Source organism: Helicobacter pullorum NCTC 12824 (genome assembly GCF_017979475.1).
GTDB classification, from domain to species: Bacteria; Campylobacterota; Campylobacteria; order Campylobacterales; family Helicobacteraceae; genus Helicobacter_D; species Helicobacter_D pullorum.
In genome coordinates this window covers 1-19,015 of the sequence record NZ_JAERIT010000012.1, presented here as the reverse complement: position 1 = coordinate 19,015, position 19,015 = coordinate 1, and the positions used below count along the sequence as shown (strand labels likewise).

21 protein-coding genes and 1 tRNA gene are annotated in these 19,015 nt (G+C 33.2%); 19 read left to right on the top strand and 3 right to left on the bottom strand.

What is annotated here, in order from left to right:
• Nucleotides 1–67 precede the first annotated feature (67 nt).
• Together JJQ98_RS07850 and JJQ98_RS07845 are read left to right on the top strand one after the other, a co-directional pair.
• On the top strand, nucleotides 68–703 hold the full coding sequence (locus JJQ98_RS07850) for a thiamine phosphate synthase (RefSeq protein WP_151105032.1): 636 nt from the start codon (nucleotides 68–70) through the stop codon (nucleotides 701–703).
• A 24-nt stretch (nucleotides 704–727) separates the two neighbouring features.
• Nucleotides 728–1,024, top strand: coding sequence for a YciI family protein (locus JJQ98_RS07845; protein WP_060663057.1), 297 nt, complete (start codon nucleotides 728–730; stop codon nucleotides 1,022–1,024).
• On the opposite strand, the gene JJQ98_RS07840 is transcribed toward JJQ98_RS07845, so the two are convergent.
• Entirely contained in the window at nucleotides 1,016–1,306 is a 291-nt protein-coding gene (locus JJQ98_RS07840; protein WP_054195446.1) for a hypothetical protein, read from the bottom strand. The genes JJQ98_RS07845 and JJQ98_RS07840 overlap by 9 nt on opposite strands.
• Nucleotides 1,307–1,420: 114 nt before the next feature.
• Between JJQ98_RS07840 and tatB the strand changes: the two genes are divergently transcribed.
• From tatB to JJQ98_RS07800, 8 genes are read left to right on the top strand one after another with little or no spacing between them, the layout of a single operon-like run.
• Complete coding sequence (tatB, locus tag JJQ98_RS07835; protein WP_054195447.1) at nucleotides 1,421–1,897, top strand: Sec-independent protein translocase protein TatB; 477 nt, start codon at nucleotides 1,421–1,423, stop codon at nucleotides 1,895–1,897.
• Nucleotides 1,890–2,627, top strand: a complete 738-nt coding sequence (tatC, locus tag JJQ98_RS07830) for a twin-arginine translocase subunit TatC (RefSeq protein ID WP_151105033.1) — start codon at nucleotides 1,890–1,892, stop codon at nucleotides 2,625–2,627. Before tatB ends, tatC begins: the two co-directional genes overlap by 8 nt.
• On the top strand, nucleotides 2,620–3,663 hold the full coding sequence (queA, locus tag JJQ98_RS07825; protein ID WP_115057072.1) for a tRNA preQ1(34) S-adenosylmethionine ribosyltransferase-isomerase QueA: 1,044 nt from the start codon (nucleotides 2,620–2,622) through the stop codon (nucleotides 3,661–3,663). Before tatC ends, queA begins: the two co-directional genes overlap by 8 nt.
• Complete coding sequence (gene rsmG, locus JJQ98_RS07820) at nucleotides 3,660–4,226, top strand: 16S rRNA (guanine(527)-N(7))-methyltransferase RsmG (protein ID WP_060663061.1); 567 nt, start codon at nucleotides 3,660–3,662, stop codon at nucleotides 4,224–4,226. Before queA ends, rsmG begins: the two co-directional genes overlap by 4 nt.
• Nucleotides 4,220–4,444 (top strand): PP0621 family protein, encoded by a 225-nt coding sequence (locus JJQ98_RS07815; protein ID WP_005022321.1) that lies wholly within the window; start codon nucleotides 4,220–4,222, stop codon nucleotides 4,442–4,444. Before rsmG ends, JJQ98_RS07815 begins: the two co-directional genes overlap by 7 nt.
• 9 nt (nucleotides 4,445–4,453) lie before the next feature.
• Complete coding sequence (locus JJQ98_RS07810) at nucleotides 4,454–4,822, top strand: hypothetical protein (RefSeq protein WP_104745584.1); 369 nt, start codon at nucleotides 4,454–4,456, stop codon at nucleotides 4,820–4,822.
• Nucleotides 4,810–5,454, top strand: coding sequence for a Crp/Fnr family transcriptional regulator (locus tag JJQ98_RS07805; protein WP_151105034.1), 645 nt, complete (start codon nucleotides 4,810–4,812; stop codon nucleotides 5,452–5,454). The genes JJQ98_RS07810 and JJQ98_RS07805 overlap by 13 nt, the downstream gene beginning before the upstream one ends.
• The gene (locus JJQ98_RS07800; protein ID WP_151105035.1) at nucleotides 5,451–6,809 is read left to right on the top strand and encodes a type IV pili methyl-accepting chemotaxis transducer N-terminal domain-containing protein; all 1,359 of its coding nucleotides are present in this window, start codon (nucleotides 5,451–5,453) and stop codon (nucleotides 6,807–6,809) included. Before JJQ98_RS07805 ends, JJQ98_RS07800 begins: the two co-directional genes overlap by 4 nt.
• Before the next feature lie 5 nt (nucleotides 6,810–6,814).
• On the opposite strand, the gene JJQ98_RS07795 is transcribed toward JJQ98_RS07800, so the two are convergent.
• Nucleotides 6,815–7,195, bottom strand: a complete 381-nt coding sequence (locus JJQ98_RS07795; protein ID WP_005023640.1) for a histidine triad nucleotide-binding protein — start codon at nucleotides 7,193–7,195, stop codon at nucleotides 6,815–6,817.
• Nucleotides 7,196–7,340: 145 nt separating this feature from the next.
• On the opposite strand from JJQ98_RS07795, the gene pheS reads away from it, so the two are divergent.
• From pheS to JJQ98_RS07755, 8 genes are all read left to right on the top strand, one after another.
• The gene (pheS, locus tag JJQ98_RS07790) at nucleotides 7,341–8,336 is read left to right on the top strand and encodes a phenylalanine--tRNA ligase subunit alpha (RefSeq protein WP_054198249.1); all 996 of its coding nucleotides are present in this window, start codon (nucleotides 7,341–7,343) and stop codon (nucleotides 8,334–8,336) included.
• Nucleotides 8,333–10,702, top strand: coding sequence for a phenylalanine--tRNA ligase subunit beta (gene pheT / locus JJQ98_RS07785; protein ID WP_065830902.1), 2,370 nt, complete (start codon nucleotides 8,333–8,335; stop codon nucleotides 10,700–10,702). Before pheS ends, pheT begins: the two co-directional genes overlap by 4 nt.
• Nucleotides 10,699–12,000, top strand: a complete 1,302-nt coding sequence (gene aroA / locus JJQ98_RS07780; RefSeq protein WP_065826571.1) for a 3-phosphoshikimate 1-carboxyvinyltransferase — start codon at nucleotides 10,699–10,701, stop codon at nucleotides 11,998–12,000. Before pheT ends, aroA begins: the two co-directional genes overlap by 4 nt.
• A gap of 1 nt (nucleotide 12,001) precedes the next feature.
• Nucleotides 12,002–12,826 (top strand): 4-hydroxy-3-methylbut-2-enyl diphosphate reductase, encoded by an 825-nt coding sequence (locus tag JJQ98_RS07775; protein WP_005022330.1) that lies wholly within the window; start codon nucleotides 12,002–12,004, stop codon nucleotides 12,824–12,826.
• A 71-nt stretch (nucleotides 12,827–12,897) separates the two neighbouring features.
• Nucleotides 12,898–14,574: a 30S ribosomal protein S1 gene (locus tag JJQ98_RS07770; protein ID WP_060661554.1), complete on the top strand. Its 1,677-nt coding sequence runs from the start codon at nucleotides 12,898–12,900 to the stop codon at nucleotides 14,572–14,574.
• A 13-nt stretch (nucleotides 14,575–14,587) separates the two neighbouring features.
• Entirely contained in the window at nucleotides 14,588–15,067 is a 480-nt protein-coding gene (locus tag JJQ98_RS07765) for a hypothetical protein (RefSeq protein ID WP_065829019.1), read from the top strand.
• 14 nt (nucleotides 15,068–15,081) lie between these two features.
• A complete protein-coding gene (gene serA / locus JJQ98_RS07760; RefSeq protein ID WP_054195457.1) occupies nucleotides 15,082–16,665 on the top strand; it encodes a phosphoglycerate dehydrogenase in 1,584 nt (527 codons plus the stop codon).
• An 83-nt stretch (nucleotides 16,666–16,748) separates the two neighbouring features.
• Nucleotides 16,749–16,835, top strand: a tRNA-Leu gene (locus JJQ98_RS07755).
• Between the two features lie 122 nt (nucleotides 16,836–16,957).
• Here JJQ98_RS07755 and JJQ98_RS08915 read toward each other — a convergent pair.
• A complete protein-coding gene (locus JJQ98_RS08915) occupies nucleotides 16,958–17,080 on the bottom strand; it encodes a hypothetical protein (protein WP_281728931.1) in 123 nt (40 codons plus the stop codon).
• Nucleotides 17,081–17,213: 133 nt separating this feature from the next.
• On the opposite strand from JJQ98_RS08915, the gene JJQ98_RS07750 reads away from it, so the two are divergent.
• A complete protein-coding gene (locus JJQ98_RS07750; protein ID WP_210670811.1) occupies nucleotides 17,214–18,827 on the top strand; it encodes a sensor histidine kinase in 1,614 nt (537 codons plus the stop codon).
• Nucleotides 18,828–19,015 lie beyond the last annotated feature (188 nt).

Genomic DNA, 19,015 nt, shown 5'->3' with positions numbered 1-19,015 from the left:
TTGATTTGGTTTGCATTTTTATGGGGGTTAATTTGATAGAATTTTATCAAAATATTAAGGAATTATAATGTTAGAAGGTATTTATGCAATTAGTGATGAAAAACTCACTCCTTATCAAAAGATTTTTGAAATGTTGGAATTAGCTATTAGGGGCGGGATTAGTATTTTTCAGTTGCGTGATAAGACGCATAAAGATAATGAAATTAAACAGCTTTGCATTGAATTGATGGATTATTGTGGGAAAAATAATGTGCTTTTTGTTTTGAATGATAGGGTAGAGCTGGCTTGTGAAATAAAATCCAAAGGTTTGCATATTGGCAAAAAAGATGAAATTGAATCTTATAGTGTGCAGGAATTAAGGGGGATTCGGAAGGATTTTTGTGGAGTTTTGGGAATCTCTTGTTATGGGGATTTGCAACTAGCTCAAAATGCAAAGGAAATGAGGGCAGATTATATCGCCTTTGGGGCATGTTTTGCTTCTCCTACAAAGACACAAGCAAAAGTGATACCTCTGGATTTATTTCAAAAAGTAACAGATATTAAAAAATGTGCAATTGGAGGAATCACGCCTTCAAACATTCATTATCTCACAAAGGCAGATATGATTGCTTGTATTAGCAGTGTTTGGAATGGGGATATTGTGCAAAATATTTATAATTTAAAAAAAAATTGGAAAAAAGAAAGTTTTAATGAAATGTTATAATGGCTAAAAAACAAAAGGAATGTTATGCAAAATTTATTTGTGATTTTAGTGAATTATACTAAGGAATTATCAGCTATTGAGGAGATTTTGTCAGCACATCGTGAGTATTTAAAAACGGGCTATAAAAGTGGAAAACTTCTTGCAAGTGGTCCGCAAAATCCACGCACCGGAGGGATTATTATTGGGAAATTTATAAACAAGCAAGAAGCACTAGATTTTACAAAGCAAGATCCTTTTTATCTTAACAATGCAGCTAAATATGAGGTTTTGGAATTTAATCCTGTGCTGCATCAAGATATTTTAAAGGAATTTTTAGTTTAAAGGGATTTGCGATTGTTTTTGATTGAGAAAAATTTGCTCTTGCAAATCTTGATTGAAATAATACCATTCTAACTCTGATGGGATTGAGGTGTCTGCTATGCTTTGTTGAGAAGTGCCTTGGAAAGAGTTTTTGCCAATCCCATCAATTTTGCCTCCATTTAAAAAATAATAAGTAGCACCAGCTCCAAGTCCAGCTCCGAGTAAAAAAGCATCGGTTTTTGGGGAAATGCAACCACTCAATAAAATTAGTCCTAAAATGCAGATAACTAGAATCTTTTTCATAATAACTTCCCTGTCTTTTAAAATTATGTAAGATTCTAAGCACACTTTATTCCAAAATTAGATAAAATCCTAAAATTTTATAATAAAGCTTAGTGTAAAGGCAGAGAAGCGCCGATGTTTGGAATGGGATTTTTTGAGATTTTAGTGATTGTGGCAGTGGCTATTATTTTTTTGGGTCCTGAAAAATTGCCAAAAGCATTAGTAGATGCAGCAAAATTTTTTAAGGCAGTCAAGAAAACAATGGATGAGGCAAAAGAAAGTTTGGACAAAGAAGTTAATCTAAGTAAAATCAAAGAAGAAGCTTTAGCGTATAAAAATAGCCTCACACAAGGTGTGCAGAATCTCACTAAAGAAATGGAGCTTAAAGAAATTACTTCATTAGATTTGGAAGTAGATACCCCAAAAACACACTCTAATTCAATCTCTTCTGAAGCAAAAGAACAAACAAACAATCATCAAATATTTGGAGAAAATGGAATAGAGATTAAGCCTGCAACAAATAAGCAAAGTTTAAATTTTAAAGAAGAGATTAGCCAAGAGGCTAAAAATATTCAAGATACACAAAAAGAAAGTGAGAAAAAGAATGTTTGAAGATTTAAAGCCACATATTCAAGATTTGCGTAAATGCCTAATAATTATCGCTTTAGCACTTCTAGTTACTTTTTCGGTTTCTTTTTATTTTTGGGAGATGATTTTAGATTGGATGGTTGCACCTTTGAGTGCTGCATTGCCCAAAGGGCGAGAAAGTGTGATTTTTACTCAAGTGGGAGAAGCGTTTTTTACGGCTATTAAGGTTGCATTTTTTAGTGCTTTTATTTTTGCATTGCCGATTATATTTTGGCAAATTTGGTCATTTGTAGCACCCGGTCTTTATGAGAATGAGAAAAAGTTAGTCATTCCATTTGTCATGTTTGGAACTTTCTTTTTTTTGTGTGGCTGTGCTTTTGCTTATTATATAGCTTTTCCCATAGGTTTTGGTTATTTAATCGGTTTTGGTAGTCAGCTTTTTACAGCTCTTCCTAGCATTGGCGATTATGTGGGGTTTTTTGCAAAATTGATGGTAGGATTTGGAATCTCTTTTGAGTTGCCTGTCGTTACTTTTTTCTTAGCAAGAATAGGGCTAGTTACGGATAAAACTTTGAAAGATTATTTTAAATATGCCATTGTTTTTATTTTTATTTTGGCAGCAATCCTCACTCCCCCTGATATTCTTTCACAATTTTTGATGGCAATTCCTCTTACGATTCTTTATGGATTATCGATTATAATTGCAAAAATGGTTAATCCTTACAAACCAGAAGAGTTAGAAGATAATGAATGAATTATTATCTACAAGTTATGATTATGAACTCCCCAAAGAACTAATTGCTACACAGCCCATCACACCAAAAGAAGATGCCAAATTACTAGTTTATAATCGCAAAGATAGAAGTATTATTCATTCAACTTTTAGAGATTTTAAGCAGTTTTTGCCCAAAGAAACCTTGCTAGTGTTTAATGATACAAAGGTAATTCCTGCAAGAATCTATGGTGTGAAAATCTTTCAAAATACCCAACAAGAGGGCGGAAAAATAGAGGCTTTATTCCACAAAGAAATTGGTGAGAATCTTTATTTGATGCAGTTTAGAGGCAGACTTAAAGAAGGGAGTAGGGTAAAGTTTGAAGGGGGAATCTTTGCTAAAATCATAAAAGATTGTGGTATGGGTTTTAAAGAAGCGAGTTTTTTTAAGATTGATGATGAAAGCCCTTTGGACAAACAAGAGTTTTTTGGGTTTTTGGATTCTTGTGGGCATACGCCTTTGCCCCCTTATATCAAAAGAGAAGCAAGCCAGCAAGATAGAGAAGAATATAATTCAGTTTTTGCAAAAAATCTTGGGGCAATCGCCGCTCCAACAGCTTCTTTGCATTTTAGTCAAGAATCATTTCAACAACTCCAAAGAGAATTTAACAATGCTTTTGTGACCTTGCATGTAGGGGCTGGAACTTTTCTTGGTGTAAGTGTGGAAAATATTTTAGAACATAAAATGCACAAAGAATCTTTTATAATCCCACAAGAGAGCATACAAAAGATTCAAGAAGCTACCCATATCACAGCTATTGGAACAACAGCAGCAAGAACTATTGAATATTTTGCTAGGACCAAACAAGCACAAGGGGAATGTGATTTATTTTTGCATTTGCAAAATAAACCTATTTTGACGGATGCTTTATTGACAAATTTTCATTTACCCAAAACAACTCTATTAATGCTAGTAGCGTCTTTTGTTGGATTAGAGGAAACAAAAAGAATCTATCAAGAAGCCATTAAGAAAAAATACCGCTTTTATTCTTATGGCGATGGGATGTTGGTGTTATGAATCTTGGTGTGGGAATCTCAAAAAAGCTTGAAGATTATGCAATTATGCTATTAGAGTGGAATAAGATTCATAGTTTGAGTGGAGCTAAAAGTTTGGAGATGATACAAAAGAATATTGAAGATTCCCTGTATCCTTTGGAGATTGAGAGTTTGAAGCTAAGAGATAAAAAGTTTCTTTTTGATGTGGGGAGTGGCAATGGTTTTCCGGCAATTCCTCTTGGGATTGTGCTTGGAAGTAAAGTGATTTTGTGTGAGCCAAATGCCAAAAAAGCCGCTTTTTTGCAAAATGTGAAAGTGGAGCTTGGGTTGGAGAATTTTTGTGTTATGCGGCAAAAGGTAGAGCAAATCACAATGGAGGATAAACCCGATATTATCACTTCAAGAGCGACTTTTGGTGTGAGTGAGTTTCTAGTAAAATGCCAAAAAATTATTTCTAAAGAAAGTTTGATTTTGCTTTATAAAGGCTCAAATGTAGAGAGTGAAATTCCAAAAGATTTGGAGTATCAAAAATACCAAAAAGATTTTAGAAATTATCTTGTGATTAAAGGAGAAAAGCTGTGTTAAAATGGTTGTTGATTGTTTTATTAATCCTAGCAGTCTATTATTTTTTTAGAAAAATGAGTGTCAAGAAAGAAGAAAATCAAAATTTTAAAAAACATAATAAAAATGAAGAGATTATGCTGGAGTGTAAAAAATGTGGGACTTATATTTCTAGTAAAGAGGCGATTATTAGCAATGGAAAATATTATTGTTCTAAAGAATGTTTGGAAGCTGATAAATAGGGATTTGCAATGTTGATTTTAAACCATAGCGTTGTTAGTCCTTTGGAAATTTGTGTTGTGGATTCTTTGCAGGATATTCAAGATTCTTTGCCGAGCGCTTTTTTGATTTTAAGGGGAGATTTGAAAATAGCACAATTTTGTTATCAAAATGGGATAGATTATGCAAGTGTGATACAAAATATCAAAGAAGCTTTATTGATGGTGAATCTAGGGGTAAAATTTTTGATTTGTGAGGATTTGGAAATGGCTAAAGAATTGCAAAATTTAGCTGAAAATTATCTTTTTGATGCCAAAGTTTTGTTGTGTATAAAAGAAGAAGAAGAAATGCTTGAAATTGCCAAGCTTGGGATTGATGGAGTGATTTTTTGGAAGAATTAGAATCTTATCATCCATTTTGCAATCTTAATCAAGATTCTCTTAGGGATTTAAAAGCTATTGTGCATTTTAAAAATTATAAGAAACAAGAGATTGTTTTTTATGAGGAAGATAAAGTTAGTGATATTTATTTTTTGTTAGAGGGTGCAGTCAAGGCTTATAAAGTAGATAGATTTGATAATGAAATATTTTTTGGAATCTTCAAAAATGGTTTGCTTAATGATTGTAAAGATAAAATGGCTACTTTTGTTAATATTGAATGTTTAGAAGATTCTCTAATAGCCTGTTTTGAAAGTGATAAATTGCGTTTATTGTTTGAAAAATCCCCTCAAATTTTAAAGTTATTTTTTGAAGAATCTTTAAAGAGGGTTGGTGTTTTAGAAGAGATAGTGCAACGCGAATTAGTTTTTGATAGCACGGCAAAAATCGCTTATTCTTTGTATTCTGATTTGGAAGAATTTAATATGCACAAAAAACAAGAAAATGCAGCATTTTTGAATATCCAGCCAGAAACACTTTCAAGAATTTTAAAAAAGCTGCATAGAGATGGCGTGATACAAACTAATTCACTAGGAAAAATTGAAATTTTGGATTCTCATAGACTTCAAATGATCTTCAAGCAGGAGGCAAAATGACAAAAATTGTTACTCGTCTTATTGTAATTGGAATTTTAACCACCTTATGTATAGGCGTGATGATAGGTTCTGTTATTTTGATTAATCAAAGAAGTATTCAAGATGGATATTTAATTAATATTGCTGGCAAGGAAAGAATGCTAACCCAAAAAATCACCAAAGAAGTTTTTATTATCAATTCGCAAAATCAGCAAAATTTTGATGAACTTAATTTGGCAATAAAAGAATTTGAAGAGAATCTACATACTTTGCGATATGGGAATCAAAAAAAGAATATTAACCCTCCAAGCAATTCAACAATCATCAAACAACTCGCATTGATTGAAAAACAATGGCTAGAATTCAAAAAAGTGGTTCAAGATTTCAAAGAAGTTTCTTATAAATTTTGCAAAAATAAACTTTTTTTAGATGAGAATAATTCGATAATTTTGAAACTTTCTGATAATATCGTCCAAGCAATGGTAAATGCAAAAATGTCTCCTAGTGTGATTGATACTGCAGGCAAGCAGAGAATGCTTACACAAAGAATGGCTCATCTTTTTATGAGTTATGCAAATAAATGGGATAGCATTTCTCATAAAGAGTTGTTGGAAGTCTATCATCTCTATGATCGCGTAATTTTTGAATTTTATAATAATCCAACCTATCAGAATCTCCCTAAAGTCCATCAAGCCATCAAAGAAACTTATGATTTTTGGCAGGGTTATAAAGAGAAATTTCAAGATACTCTTAGAGCGCAAGAAAAAATTGTAGAAGATTTGAAGAGCATTGTTGTGCAAAATATGAATTTGCTTAATCAAATTGATTGGACGGTGAATTATTATTCAGATGTTTCTACGCATTCAAGGGCTTACTTGGAGAAGTTTCAATATGTCGCAGCTGTGATTATGGTGCTTTTGGCTTTGTATTCTATTAAGAATCTTTTTAATATTCACACTCATCTTAAACAATTCCTTGAAAAAACTCAAATGCTTGCACAAGGACAGATAAAGGAAGATATGGCAGAAGCGATAGAATTAGAGGGTGGAAGTGAGCTTTCATTGGCATCTAAGAATCTTTCGAAATTTTTGAATAAATTTCATATGGCACAAGAAACTTCTAATCGTGCAAAAGAGCTAAGTGAGGATATTAGCGAGGAGATTGCTAGCATTAGCGAAGAGATTAAAAAGAAACTTGAAGTTGTAGAGATTAGCGAATCTAAACGCAGGAGTATTGAAAATGCAATTAATTTGGGTGAAGATATGGCAATCCAATCCAGTGAGCAACTAATCGTAGTGGCACGATTACTAGAGAAACTCCATAGGATATTAAAAGAAATTCAAGAATGTTGCAAGGATAAAAATCCCACTAAATAGGGATTTTACATTCCTTTTTTGGCTTCTTCTAATCGTTGTTGCTCTGAAATGTTTTGTGCTAGATTATCCCAACGCAATTTTGCACCACCTAAAAGATGAAAATGCAAATAAGGGATTTCTTGTCCTCCATCAATTCCTATATTGCTAATGATTCTATAACCATTTTTATCTAATCCCAAAGTTTTGGCACATTCTTGGATAAAATTTGTCATTCCTACCATTTCTTGAGGGCTAACTTGTTGGAAGTCTTTAGCAAATTTCTTAGGAATCACCAAAACATGAATGGGGGCTTTTGGGGCAATATCGTGAAAAGCCAAAAAGTCTTCATTTTCAAGAACTTTGTTACAAGGTATCTCGCCTTTTATAATCTTTTCAAAAACTGTCATTTGGTATCCTTTTAGCATAAAGTAAAGTTTTTGAAATTTTACCTTATTTTGTGAAGTATTTTAAAAAAATTAAGAAAAGTAAAACATTTTTTGATTACAATTCTTGAAAATAATTTACTTTAAAATAAAAAAATAGGAAGAAGTTTTGGAAGAGATATTTTCTAGAATCAATGGAGCAATAAGCACTGCAGAGTTGGAAGAAATTCGCATAGCAGTAATGGGTAAGAAGGGGATTTTAACTGCACGATTTGCGGAGTTAAAAAATTGTGATGAAACACAAAAAAAGGCGTTGGCAAAGGAGCTAAATCTACTAAAAGTGGAATTTGAAAAAGCCCTTGCAAATAAAAAAGAAGAATTAAGCTTGAGGGAATTGCAAGAGAAATTGCAAGCACAAAAAATTGATGTTTCTTTGTTTAGTGCTAGTAATTTTAGGGGTTCAAATCACCCTATTATGTTGATGCTTGATAAAATTGTAGAGTATTTTGAGGGTATGAATTTTATGGTAAAAACAGGTCCTCTAGTGGAAGATGATTTCCATAATTTTGAAGCCCTTAATTTGCCAAAATATCACCCTGCAAGAGATATGCAGGATACTTTTTATTTTAAAGATGGAAAGATTTTGAGGACTCACACTTCTCCCGTGCAGATTCGGACTATGGAAGCACAGAAGCCCCCAATTCGTATGATTTGTCCGGGGAATGTTTTTCGCTGTGATTATGATTTGACGCATACACCAATGTTTCATCAAGTAGAAGGTTTGGTAGTAGAAAATGGTAAAGATTCGGTAAATTTTGCAAATCTTAAGTTTATTTTAGAGGATTTTTTGAAATATATATTTGGTGATGTTAAGGTGAGATTCCGTTCGAGTTATTTTCCTTTTACTGAACCAAGTGCAGAAGTGGATATGAGCTGTATTTTTTGCAAAGGAGAAGGCTGTCGTGTTTGCTCTAACACTGGTTGGCTAGAGGTGTTGGGCTGTGGTTGTGTGAGTGAAAATGTTTTTAAGGCTGTGGGTTATGAGAATGTCAGTGGTTACGCATTTGGGCTTGGTGTAGAAAGATTTGCAATGTTGGCTTATAGTGTGCCAGACTTGCGTGCATTTTTTGAAAGTGATTTAAGAATTTTGGAGCAGTTTAAATGAAATTTAATAGAAGTATTTTAAATAAGATTCTGCCTTTAGAGGATATTAGCAGTGATGAGATTTATAAAACATTAAATAAGATTGGTTTGGAGGTAGAATCATTTCAAAAGTTATGTGCGCCAAAAAAGGTGGTTGTAGGCAAAATTATAGAATGCAAAAAACATCCAGATGCAACAAAACTTAATGTTTGTCAGGTAGCAGTGGGTGGAAGTGAAGAAAATTATGAGATGAGGCAAATTGTTTGTGGAGCGCCAAATGCTAGAGAGGGGATTTTTGTCGCAGTTGCATTAGAAGGGGCTGTGTTGCCACAAATTACAATCAAAAAAGCAGTGTTAAGAGGGGTTGAGAGCTGTGGAATGCTTTGTTCTACAACTGAGCTTGGATTTCCTGCAATCAATGATGGAATTGTCGAACTTGATGAGAGTATCGGAGTATTGGAGATTGGCAAGGAATTATTAGAATATTCTTATTTTAATGATGAGATTTATGAAATTTCTATCACACCAAATCGTGGAGATTGTATGAGTCTTTTGGGGATAGCAAGAGATTTGAGTGTGGCATTTGGACTAAAAAGAAAACCTTTAGAAAAACCAATGGCTTTGGAAAATGCACCGGGGATTGGTCGTGTTTTGCAAGTTGTAACGGATAGGAAGCATACTTCTTCTTTGATGTATCAAGCAATAGAGATAGGGGCTATAAAAATTCCACTTTGTGTAAATTTATTCCTTGCTTATAATGAGTCTTTGACAAATAATTTATTGTTAAATGCTTTAAATTTTAGCACATTAATAAGTGGCGTTATTTTGAATGCGTATCCACAAACATTTTGTCAATTAGGCAAGGGCGCAAATGAAGATAGAGTAACTTTGAAGTTAAAACAAGATGAATTGGGGTTTGAAAGTATTTATTGTGGAGAGAAAAAATTATCTGCCATTGGAATTTCTTCTTTTAATGAAGAAAATATACAGAATCTTAAAGAAAATGAAAAAGAATTTATTATTTTGGAAGCAAGTTATATACCTCCCAAAATTGTTGCCCAAAAGGTATTAGAAACAAAAGCAAAAGTGGATCCAAAAGTGTTTCAACGCTCTTCAAGAGGGAGTAATCCAAATTTGAAATTAGGATTGGATGTGCTTGGGGATTTGTTGCTGGGTAATGATGCGGTTTTGTATAATGATATTCAAGAATTAGCAAGTGAGCAAACACTCCCTTCTATTACAATAGAAATACCATTAATTGCAAAAATCATTGGTGTTCCTTTAGATAAATCAAAAGTGGTGCAATTATTGCAAGCATTAGAGTTTCAAGTTGAAATCCTAACAGATGAAAATTTGCTTGTCGTTGTGCCACCACTTTTTAGGCATGATATTTCTAATTATCAAGATATTGCAGAAGAGATTATTCGATTTATTGGGATTGATGAGGTTCCAAGTTCGCCTTTAATGTTTGTTCAAGGCAACCAAAGCAGTGAGGAATCTAGGCTTTATCATTTTAAGAGGGAATTAGCAAAGAAAGCTATTGGGACAGGTTTTAGCGAAAGCGTGCATTTTGTATTTCAAGATAAAGAGAAGTTACTTAAATATGGTTTTCAAACATTGCAAGAGGAGTTGGAATTATTAAATCCTATTACAAGGGAATTAAATACTTTGCGACCAAGCTTATTGTTGGGATTGTTGCAGGCTGCAAAGCTTAATAGAAATAATGGTTTTAATTCAATTGCATTAGTGGAAGTGGGTGAAACTTATGATGCAAGGAGAAATCAAAATACAAAAATTGCTTTTTTGCAAAGTGGATTTGTGATGGAGGAGCGTTATCCAAATGCTAAGGGTATCAAAGGGGATTATTTTATTTTTGCAAATCATATAGCTAGAGTAATTGGAGATTTTACATTGAGAGAATGTGTAAGTGAGATTGCACTATATCACCCCGGTCAATGTGCGAAGATTATCCAAAATAATCAAGAAGTTGGTATTTTATCTACATTGCACCCACAAGTAGCCGAAGAATTTGGGCTAGATGAAACTTATTTGTGCGAAATAGAAGTGGATAAATTGGTGCATTTAATGCCAAAGGTTAAAGATTATTCCAAATTTCAAAAAGTAGTGCGAGATTTGAGCATAGTGGTTAATAAAAATATTCCTTATTATAAACTTAGAGAAGTGATTGGAAATCTTGGGATAGCTGATGTTGTAGGATTCTATCCATTGGATATTTATCATGATGAGAATTTGGGAGAGGAGATTAGCCTTACAATTCGTTTTGAGATTCAATCTAGTGAAAAAACTTTAGAAGAAAAAGATATTGCAAGCATTATGGATAAGATTTTGGAATCCCTAATAGAGAATTACAAAGTGAGATTGCGATGATTTTGGAGGTTTGTAAAGCCCAAAGTTTTAAGCTTGCGATAGAAAAAATCGCTTCTGACAAATCTATTTCGCATCGTTGTGCGATTTTTTCTTTGTTGAGTGATAAGCCCTCTTATATTCAAAATTATCTCAAAGGGGAAGACACGCTTGATACTTTGAAAATAGCAAAAAGGCTTGGCTTAGAGGTAAAAGAAGAAAGCAGGGGAATGGTGTTTTTGCCGCCAAAATCTATTAAAGAACCTAGTGAAATTTTGGATTGTGGAAATGCGGGGACTGCTATTAGATTGTATTTAGGGCTGTTGAGTGCGCAAAAGGGAATGTTTGTTTTAAGTGGAGATTGCTATTTGAATAATCGTCCTATGAAAAGGGTTGTAGAACCGCTAAGGAGTATTGGGGCTACAATATTTGGAAGAGATAATGGGAATTTTGCTCCGCTTGTTGTAATGGGCAATCAAGGTTTAAAATCTTTTGAATATGTGAGTAAGATTCCAAGCGCACAAGTGAAATCGGCTTTGATTTTGAGTGGGCTTTTTGCTAATGGGGATTCTAAGTATTTTGAACCAGAGCTTAGCCGCGATCATACAGAGCGTATGTTGCGAGGAATGGGGGCAGAGATTGAAAGCAAAATTTATCAAGGGGGCGATGTAGAGGTTAGCATTTCTCCATTAAAACAAGCCCTAAAGCCTCTTGAAATGAATATTCCAGCAGATCCTTCTAGCGCCTTTTTCTTTGCAGTAGCAGTGGCAATTATGCCAGAATCTTATGGACTTTTGAAGAATGTTTTATTAAATCCTACTCGGATTGAAGCTTTTAAAATGTTGGAGAAAATGGGGGTAAAAATTGCTTATAAAGAAAATTCAAATACCTATGAAAGCATTGGAGATATTGAAATTGTTTCCCCCAAAAAACTTCAAAGCATTGAAGTGAATGAAAAAATTTCTTGGTTAATTGATGAGATTCCAGCATTGGCTATTGCTATGGCTTGTGCAAATGGGGTAAGCAAAGTAACGAATGCTAAAGAATTGCGTGTGAAAGAGACAGATAGAATCAAAGCGGTAGTTGAGAATCTGAAACTTTGTGGGATTGAAGCAAAAGAGCTTGATGATGGTTTTGTGATTACAGGTGGAGAGATACAAAAAGCTGAAGTTTCTAGCTATGGAGATCATAGGATTGCGATGAGTTTTGCGATTGCTGGATTGAAAAATGGAATGAGGATTACCCAAGCAGAATATATTAATATTTCTTTTCCGAATTTTTTAGAAATTTTAGGGCAAATTACACAGACAAAAGGAAATTAGCGTGCAAGTAAAGTTGGCAAAAAATTATGGTTTTTGTTTTGGAGTAAGACGCGCAATCAAGCTAGCTGAAAGTAAGCCAAATGGGATTACTTTGGGTCCTTTAATCCACAATGCAAAAGAAATTAATCGCTTAAAAGAAAAATTTAATGTAGTTGTCAATGAAAATATTCAAGAGATTCCAGCAAATGCAGAGGTAATCATACGCACTCATGGAATCACCAAAGAGGATTTGCAAAGGCTGAAGCAAAAAACAAAAAACATTACTGATGCAACTTGCCCTTTTGTAACTAAACCTCAAGAAATTTGTGAAAAAATGAGCAATGAAGGTTATGCGATTATTATTTTTGGAGATGAAATGCACCCAGAAGTAAAGGGGGTTATGAGTTATTGCAAAACAACGCCTTTGGTGGTAGAAAATCTTGAAGCATTGAAAAATGCGAAGATACCAGATAAGGTGGTTTTGATTTCACAGACAACCAAAAATATTGAGCTTTTTTTAGAGATTGCTGATTTTTTGATTCGTCAATGTTCGGAATGTAGAGTGTTTAATACAATATGCAATGCTACTTTTGATAATCAAGAATCTGCTAGGAATCTTGCCAAAGAAGTGGATATAATGATAATTGTTGGGGGTAAAAATTCCTCTAATACTAAACAGCTTTATAATATTTCAAAGGAATATTGTCAGGATTGTTATTTGGTGGAGGATTATCAAGAGTTGCAAAAAGAATGGTTTGGCGGCAAGAAACTTTGTGGAGTGAGTGCGGGGGCTTCCACTCCTAATTGGATTATTGATAAAATTGTGCAAACAATTCAGAAATATTAAGATTTTTTAATTCTTTAATAAGGGTATTGTGGATAAAATAGTTAAATTTTATTTTTTGATAAAGGGTGTAGATGGCTGCGGTAGGAATTAATATGCAGGAATTAGATGAAATTATTGTAGATGAAGATTTTGCTTCAATGCTTGAGCAATATGAAAAAAAAGAGAGTGAGAAGGTTTCACAAGGTGAGATAGTATCCATTGAAAATGGACAAGTAATTATTGCTGTCCCTGGTGAGAAAAAAGAGGGTGTTATTCTAATTAGTGAGATTCAAGATTCACAAGGGAATTTGCTTTTTGGGGTAGGGGATTTATTGCCTATTGTGATTATGGGGAAAAGAAATGAGCAGCCGCTACTTTCTTATAAGAAGGCGATTCGTAGAGAAAAAATACGAGAATATATTAAGAGTTTAGGTGAAGATTATAAAGATAAAATTGTAGAAGGTGTGGTTGTCAAGAAAAATAAGGGTGGCTATATTGTAGAAAGTGATGCTGTGGAGTTTTTTATGCCAAAATTTGCAGCAGCTTTTAAAGATGGAAATAAAAATGAAGGTAAGCGTATCAAAGCTTGCATTATCAATGTAAAACCAGAAGAGGATAGCATAGTCATTTCAAGGAAGCGTTTATTTGAAATTGAAAATAATATCAAAAAAGATGTTATTGATAATCTCTTAAAGCAAGAAGGCAATTTAAAAGGAAGAATCAAAAAAATTACAAGCTTTGGAATGTTTGTCGATGTAGAGGGTGTAGAGGGATTGGTGCATTATACAGAGATTAGCCATAAAGGACCAGTAAATCCTTCTAAACTTTATAAAGAAGGCGATATTGTTTCCTTGAAGGTGCTATCTTATGACAAAGAAAAAAGACGCTTAGCGCTTTCGATTAAAGATACTATTGAAGATCCATGGAAAGAAGTTGAAAATGAATTAGAAGTGGGAGATGCGATTAAGGTTGTAGTTAGCAATATCGAGCCTTATGGTGTTTTTGTAGATTTGGGTAATGATATTGAGGGATTCTTGCATATTTCAGAAATCTCTTGGAATAAAAATATTCAAAATCCAGAAGAATTTTTGAAAACAGGGCAAGAAATAGATGTGGAAGTGATTGAAATTGATACCAAAGAGCGACGCTTAAGAGTTTCTCTCAAAAAATTATTGGATAAGCCTTTTGATCAATTTGCTAAAAAATACAAAGAAGGGGATATTCTAAAGGGTGTAGTAGCAACTCTAACAGATTTTGGCGCATTTATTAAATTAGATGGCATTGATGGATTATTACATAATGAAGATGCTTATTGGAATAAGAATGAAAAATGTAAAGATTTGATGAAAATTGGCGAAGAAGTTGAAGTTAAAATTGCTAAAATCGATAAAGAAAAAGAAAGAATTTCATTAACGCGAAAAGGCATTATTTCTTCTCCGGTAGAAGAGTTTGCCAAAAGACATTCTGAAGATGAAGAAGTAGAAGGCGTTGTAAGAGATATTAAAGATTTTGGTGTGTTTATTAAGATTGATGAAGATATGGACGCACTTATACGCAATGAGGATTTATTTCCTATCAAAAAAGAAGATGTTAAAGTAGGAGATAAAATAAAGGGTGTAATTTCTCTAATTGATACACAAAATAATAGAATCCGAGTTTCTATTAGACGATTAGAAAAACAAAAAGAAAAAGCAAATTTGAAGAATTTTAATAGCAATGCAGATGATAAAATGACATTGGGAGATATTATTAAAAATCAAATTTCTTAAAGAGTAGTGTTTTATGCAAACAAGATTGTTGATAGGTATATTCAGCATTTTTACTTGCATTATTCTTTATGTTTTGGTGTGGAATTATGTAAAAGCGATGAGTAGTTATATTTTGCCTAGCATTAGTTCCTATCAACTGACATCTACAGAGGATAATGCAAGTATAGGAAGTGCTGGGTGGATTGATCAACTTTCAAAAAGGGAGCAATCAAGCTTTATTTATCCTGCAGCTGAGCTAAAAGTCAAACTCTTATTTGAAGATAGTCTTAATAGAGTGGAGAAAGAAACTTTTAGAGTTTCAGTGGGAGTGATTGATGATTATCAATTTTTTTGTATCAATCAGGTTTTAAGTGCTAATAATATCGAATATTCTTATTATAAAATTGGTGAAAATATTTGGTTGGTAGTTACTACAGAGAATGAAGGGTATTTGCGTAGTGTTTTGGATGAGCTAAAGCATTATGACATTAACTATACATTGTCTAAATCTTAACAAGTGAGGATAAAATGTCAAAATTTACAATTATGGTTTGCGATCATATCCATCAAAGTGGATTGGATTTATTGGCTAAAGCCACAGATGTGGAAATGTTGAATCTTGCTAATTTACCAAAAGATGAATTAAAAAAAGAGCTTTATAAAGCGGATATTGCTATTACAAGAAGTTCTACTGATGTAGATGAGAGCTTTTTGGAGGCAGCAAAAAAGCTTAGAGCGGTGGTGCGTGCTGGTGTTGGTGTGGATAATGTGGATATTGAAGCATCAAGTAAAAAGGGTGTTGTGGTGATGAATGTTCCAACAGCTAATACAATCGCAGCAGTTGAGCTAACTTGTGCGCATATTTTGAGTGCAATTAGGACTTTTCCGAGTGCTAATGCACAATTGAAAAATGAAAGAAAGTGGAAAAGGGAAGATTGGTATGGTACAGAGCTTAAGGGCAAGAAACTAGGGATTATCGGGTTTGGTAATATCGGAAGTCGTGTAGGAAAGCGTATGAAAGCTTTTGAGATGGAAGTTATTACTTATGATCCTTATATTAATCCAGCTAAGGCAACAGATTTGGGGATTGCTTATACAAAAGATTTTGATGAGATTTTGGCGTGTGATATTATTACTATTCATACCCCCAAAAATAAAGAAACCATTAATATCATTGATAAAGAACAGATTGCAAAAATGAAAGAGGGTGTAGTTTTGATTAACTGTGCAAGAGGGGGGTTATACAATGAAGATGCACTCTTTGAAGCTTTGCAGAGCAAGAAAGTGCGATGGGCAGGAATTGATGTTTTTACAAAAGAACCAGCAATTTCTAATAAGCTTTTAGATTTGCCAAATATTTATGTAACGCCACATATTGGAGCTAATACTCTTGAATCTCAAGAGAAAATCGCGATTGAAGCAGCAGAAGCTGCGTTGGAGGCAGCAAGAGGGTCAAGTTTCCCTAATGCCTTAAATCTTCCGATTAAAGATTCTGATTTGCCAAATTTTATGAGGGCTTATTTGGAGCTAATGCAAAAAATGGCGTTTTTTGCAATTCAAGTCAATAAAAGTGAGATTCGCTCTATCAAGCTTGAAGTGCAGGGTGAAATTAGTCAATACTTATCTTCACTTTCTACTTTTGCATTAGTGGGAATCTTAAATGCAACGATTGGGGATAAAGTAAATTATGTTAATGCTCCTTATGTTGCAAAAGAGCGTGGTATAGAAATTTCGCTTGAAAGCAAGAATTTGCAAAATGTGTATAAAAATCAAATTCGATTGACATTGCTGACACAAGAGGGTGAATTTAGTGTATCTGGAACGGTGTTTAATGAGGATACGCCAAAGATTGTGGAGATTAACCATTTTGAAATGGATATTGAGCCAAAAGGGCGTATGATTCTCTTTAGAAATAATGATACTCCGGGCGTTATAGGGCATGTTGGGACAACTTTGGCAAAACACAATATTAATATTGCGGATTTTAGATTAGGGCGATATGGAAAAGAAGCATTGGCTGTAATTTTGGTAGATGATGAAGTGTCCAATGAAGTAATTAAAGAGCTTTCTAGCATTAAGGCATGTTTAGCAATTAAATATGTCGTTTTATAAATTTTCTTACCTCTTTTTTCAAAGAGGTTTGGAAATTAAGTAAAAATTGAGCTAAAATAAGTATAATCATATTTTTTAATTTAGCCGGGGTGGTGAAATTGGTAGACGCGCCAGACTCAAAATCTGGTGGGGGCAACCCCGTGTCGGTTCGATTCCGACCCTCGGCACCATTAATATAACTACATAAAAACTTCTTATTGCAAATAATATAAATCTCTTAAGTTTGAAATAAAAATTTTTCTAAATATTTAAAAATATAAAATCATAGAAATGTAGAAAGTATGGAAAAAGATTAAATTTTGTAGTTTTTGCCTTGAAATGCCATAGCAGAATGATAAGGGCGGCATTGTTTTGATGTGCTTGTTAAAATGATTCTAATTTTATAGCTTGTTTTGACAATATTTATTAATATCATTTGAAAGCATACAATTATTTTCGTTGGGTTAATTGCTGATTTTTGTAATAAAATTTACCATGAGATAAAAACATTATCAATAAATTAAGAAACCTAGTGTTACAATATAATAAAAGTTTATTAAATTGGATAGATGGAAAAAAAGATTTTTGGGACTTCTTTAGAAGCAAAAGCTAGAATATTGGTTTTTAATATCGCATGCGGATTATTATCATTGGCTGTCGTTTCTTATGTATTTTACTTTAGTTTGAAATATGATTATGAAACGCTCTTTTCAGAATATCATCAATCTTTGATTGGTTTAGAAGAATTGAGGCAGATTGTTAATGGCACTCAAGCGATTCTTATGCAGCCTAATCAAGAATCTCAAATGATAGAATTGAGGGAAAAAATCATAGAATATTGGGAAGCATATCAAAGAGTGGAAGAGACTGCTCTTGATGATAATTATCTCATTTATCTTGTGTTGCAGGTTTATTATTTTTTTAATCAAGATGATTTTGGGTTGAAAGAAGAAGCAGAAATGCAACAAAAGATAGATGATATTAGCAAATTGGATAATCAAATTTATATCTTTTTGGATATTTTAAAAAAGGCAAGTAGCAATCAAGAAAACTACATAGAAGAGCTTAAGTATCAAGTCGCACAACTCAATAAAGAAATTTCTAATCTCATTCATAGTAGCCTTAATCTTGTGGAGATTAAAAAAGATAGAAATAGCACATTGCATAGTATTTTGCATAAGGCTGTGCTGGCAATTATGTGTCTTATTATGGTGATTACAATTTGGCTTAGTTACTTGGTTTTGAGTAATATTAAACTATTGCACAAAACATTGGAGATTAAAATCAAAGAAAAAACTAAGGAATTGCGTGATTTAAATGATTCTTTGCAAGAAACAATTAAAAAGGAGGTTTTGGAAAGTCGCAAAAAAGATCAAATTATGTATCAGCAGGCAAGATTGGCTAGTATGGGAGAGATGATAGGGAATATTGCTCATCAATGGAGGCAGCCTTTGAATGCCTTAATGCTATTAATACAGGCTTTTAAGGTCAAGTCACAAAATGGTAAATTAACACAAGAGTTTATAGAAGTGCAGGTGGAAGAGGGGCTAAAAATAGCCAAAAGAATGTCAAGAACGATTGAGGATTTTCGTAATTTTTTCCATTCATCTAGCCAAAAAGAATTTTTTAATCTAAGGGAAAATATTGAGGATTCTGTATCTTTGGTGAGTGCATTTTTAAAACAAAATGAAATTCAGCTAGAAATAGAATGCCCTAATGATATTGTGCTTTATGGATATAAAAACTCTTTTTCACAAGTGATTTTGAATCTTATTAAAAATTCAGAAGATGTTTTAAAAGAAAGAAATATCGCACCTGCAAAAATTAAAATTTCTGTAAGTCAAGATAATAAAAATAATGTTTTGCCAAAAAACAACAAACAAGGCGGATGTGTGCGGATACTTTTTATGGATAATGGAGGAGGAGTTAGACTTGAGGATATACAAAAGATTTTTGAGCCTTATTTTACAACAAAGCATAAATCTGTTGGGACAGGGATTGGGCTTTATATGTCCAAACAAATTATAGAGAAGCAAATGCAAGGGAGTATAGAAGTGAAAAATGTTAAATGGCAAACAGATTATGAATGCCAAAAAAGAGAATGTTTGGAGAATTGTCAAGTGCAAAGTGGTGAATGTGGAGCACAATTTATCATTACAATACCATTAAAAATTGAAGAATAGAGGAGAGATGAAGATGTTATCAAAAAATGATGAAGCAATGATGAGAAAGATACGCGTATTGTATGTAGAGGATGAAGAAGATATTTTGAGATTTGCTTCTATGGTTTTAGAGGATTATGTGGATAAGCTTTTCATAGCAAGGAATGGTAAGGAGGCTTTAGAGATTCTAAAAAAAGAAAATATTGATT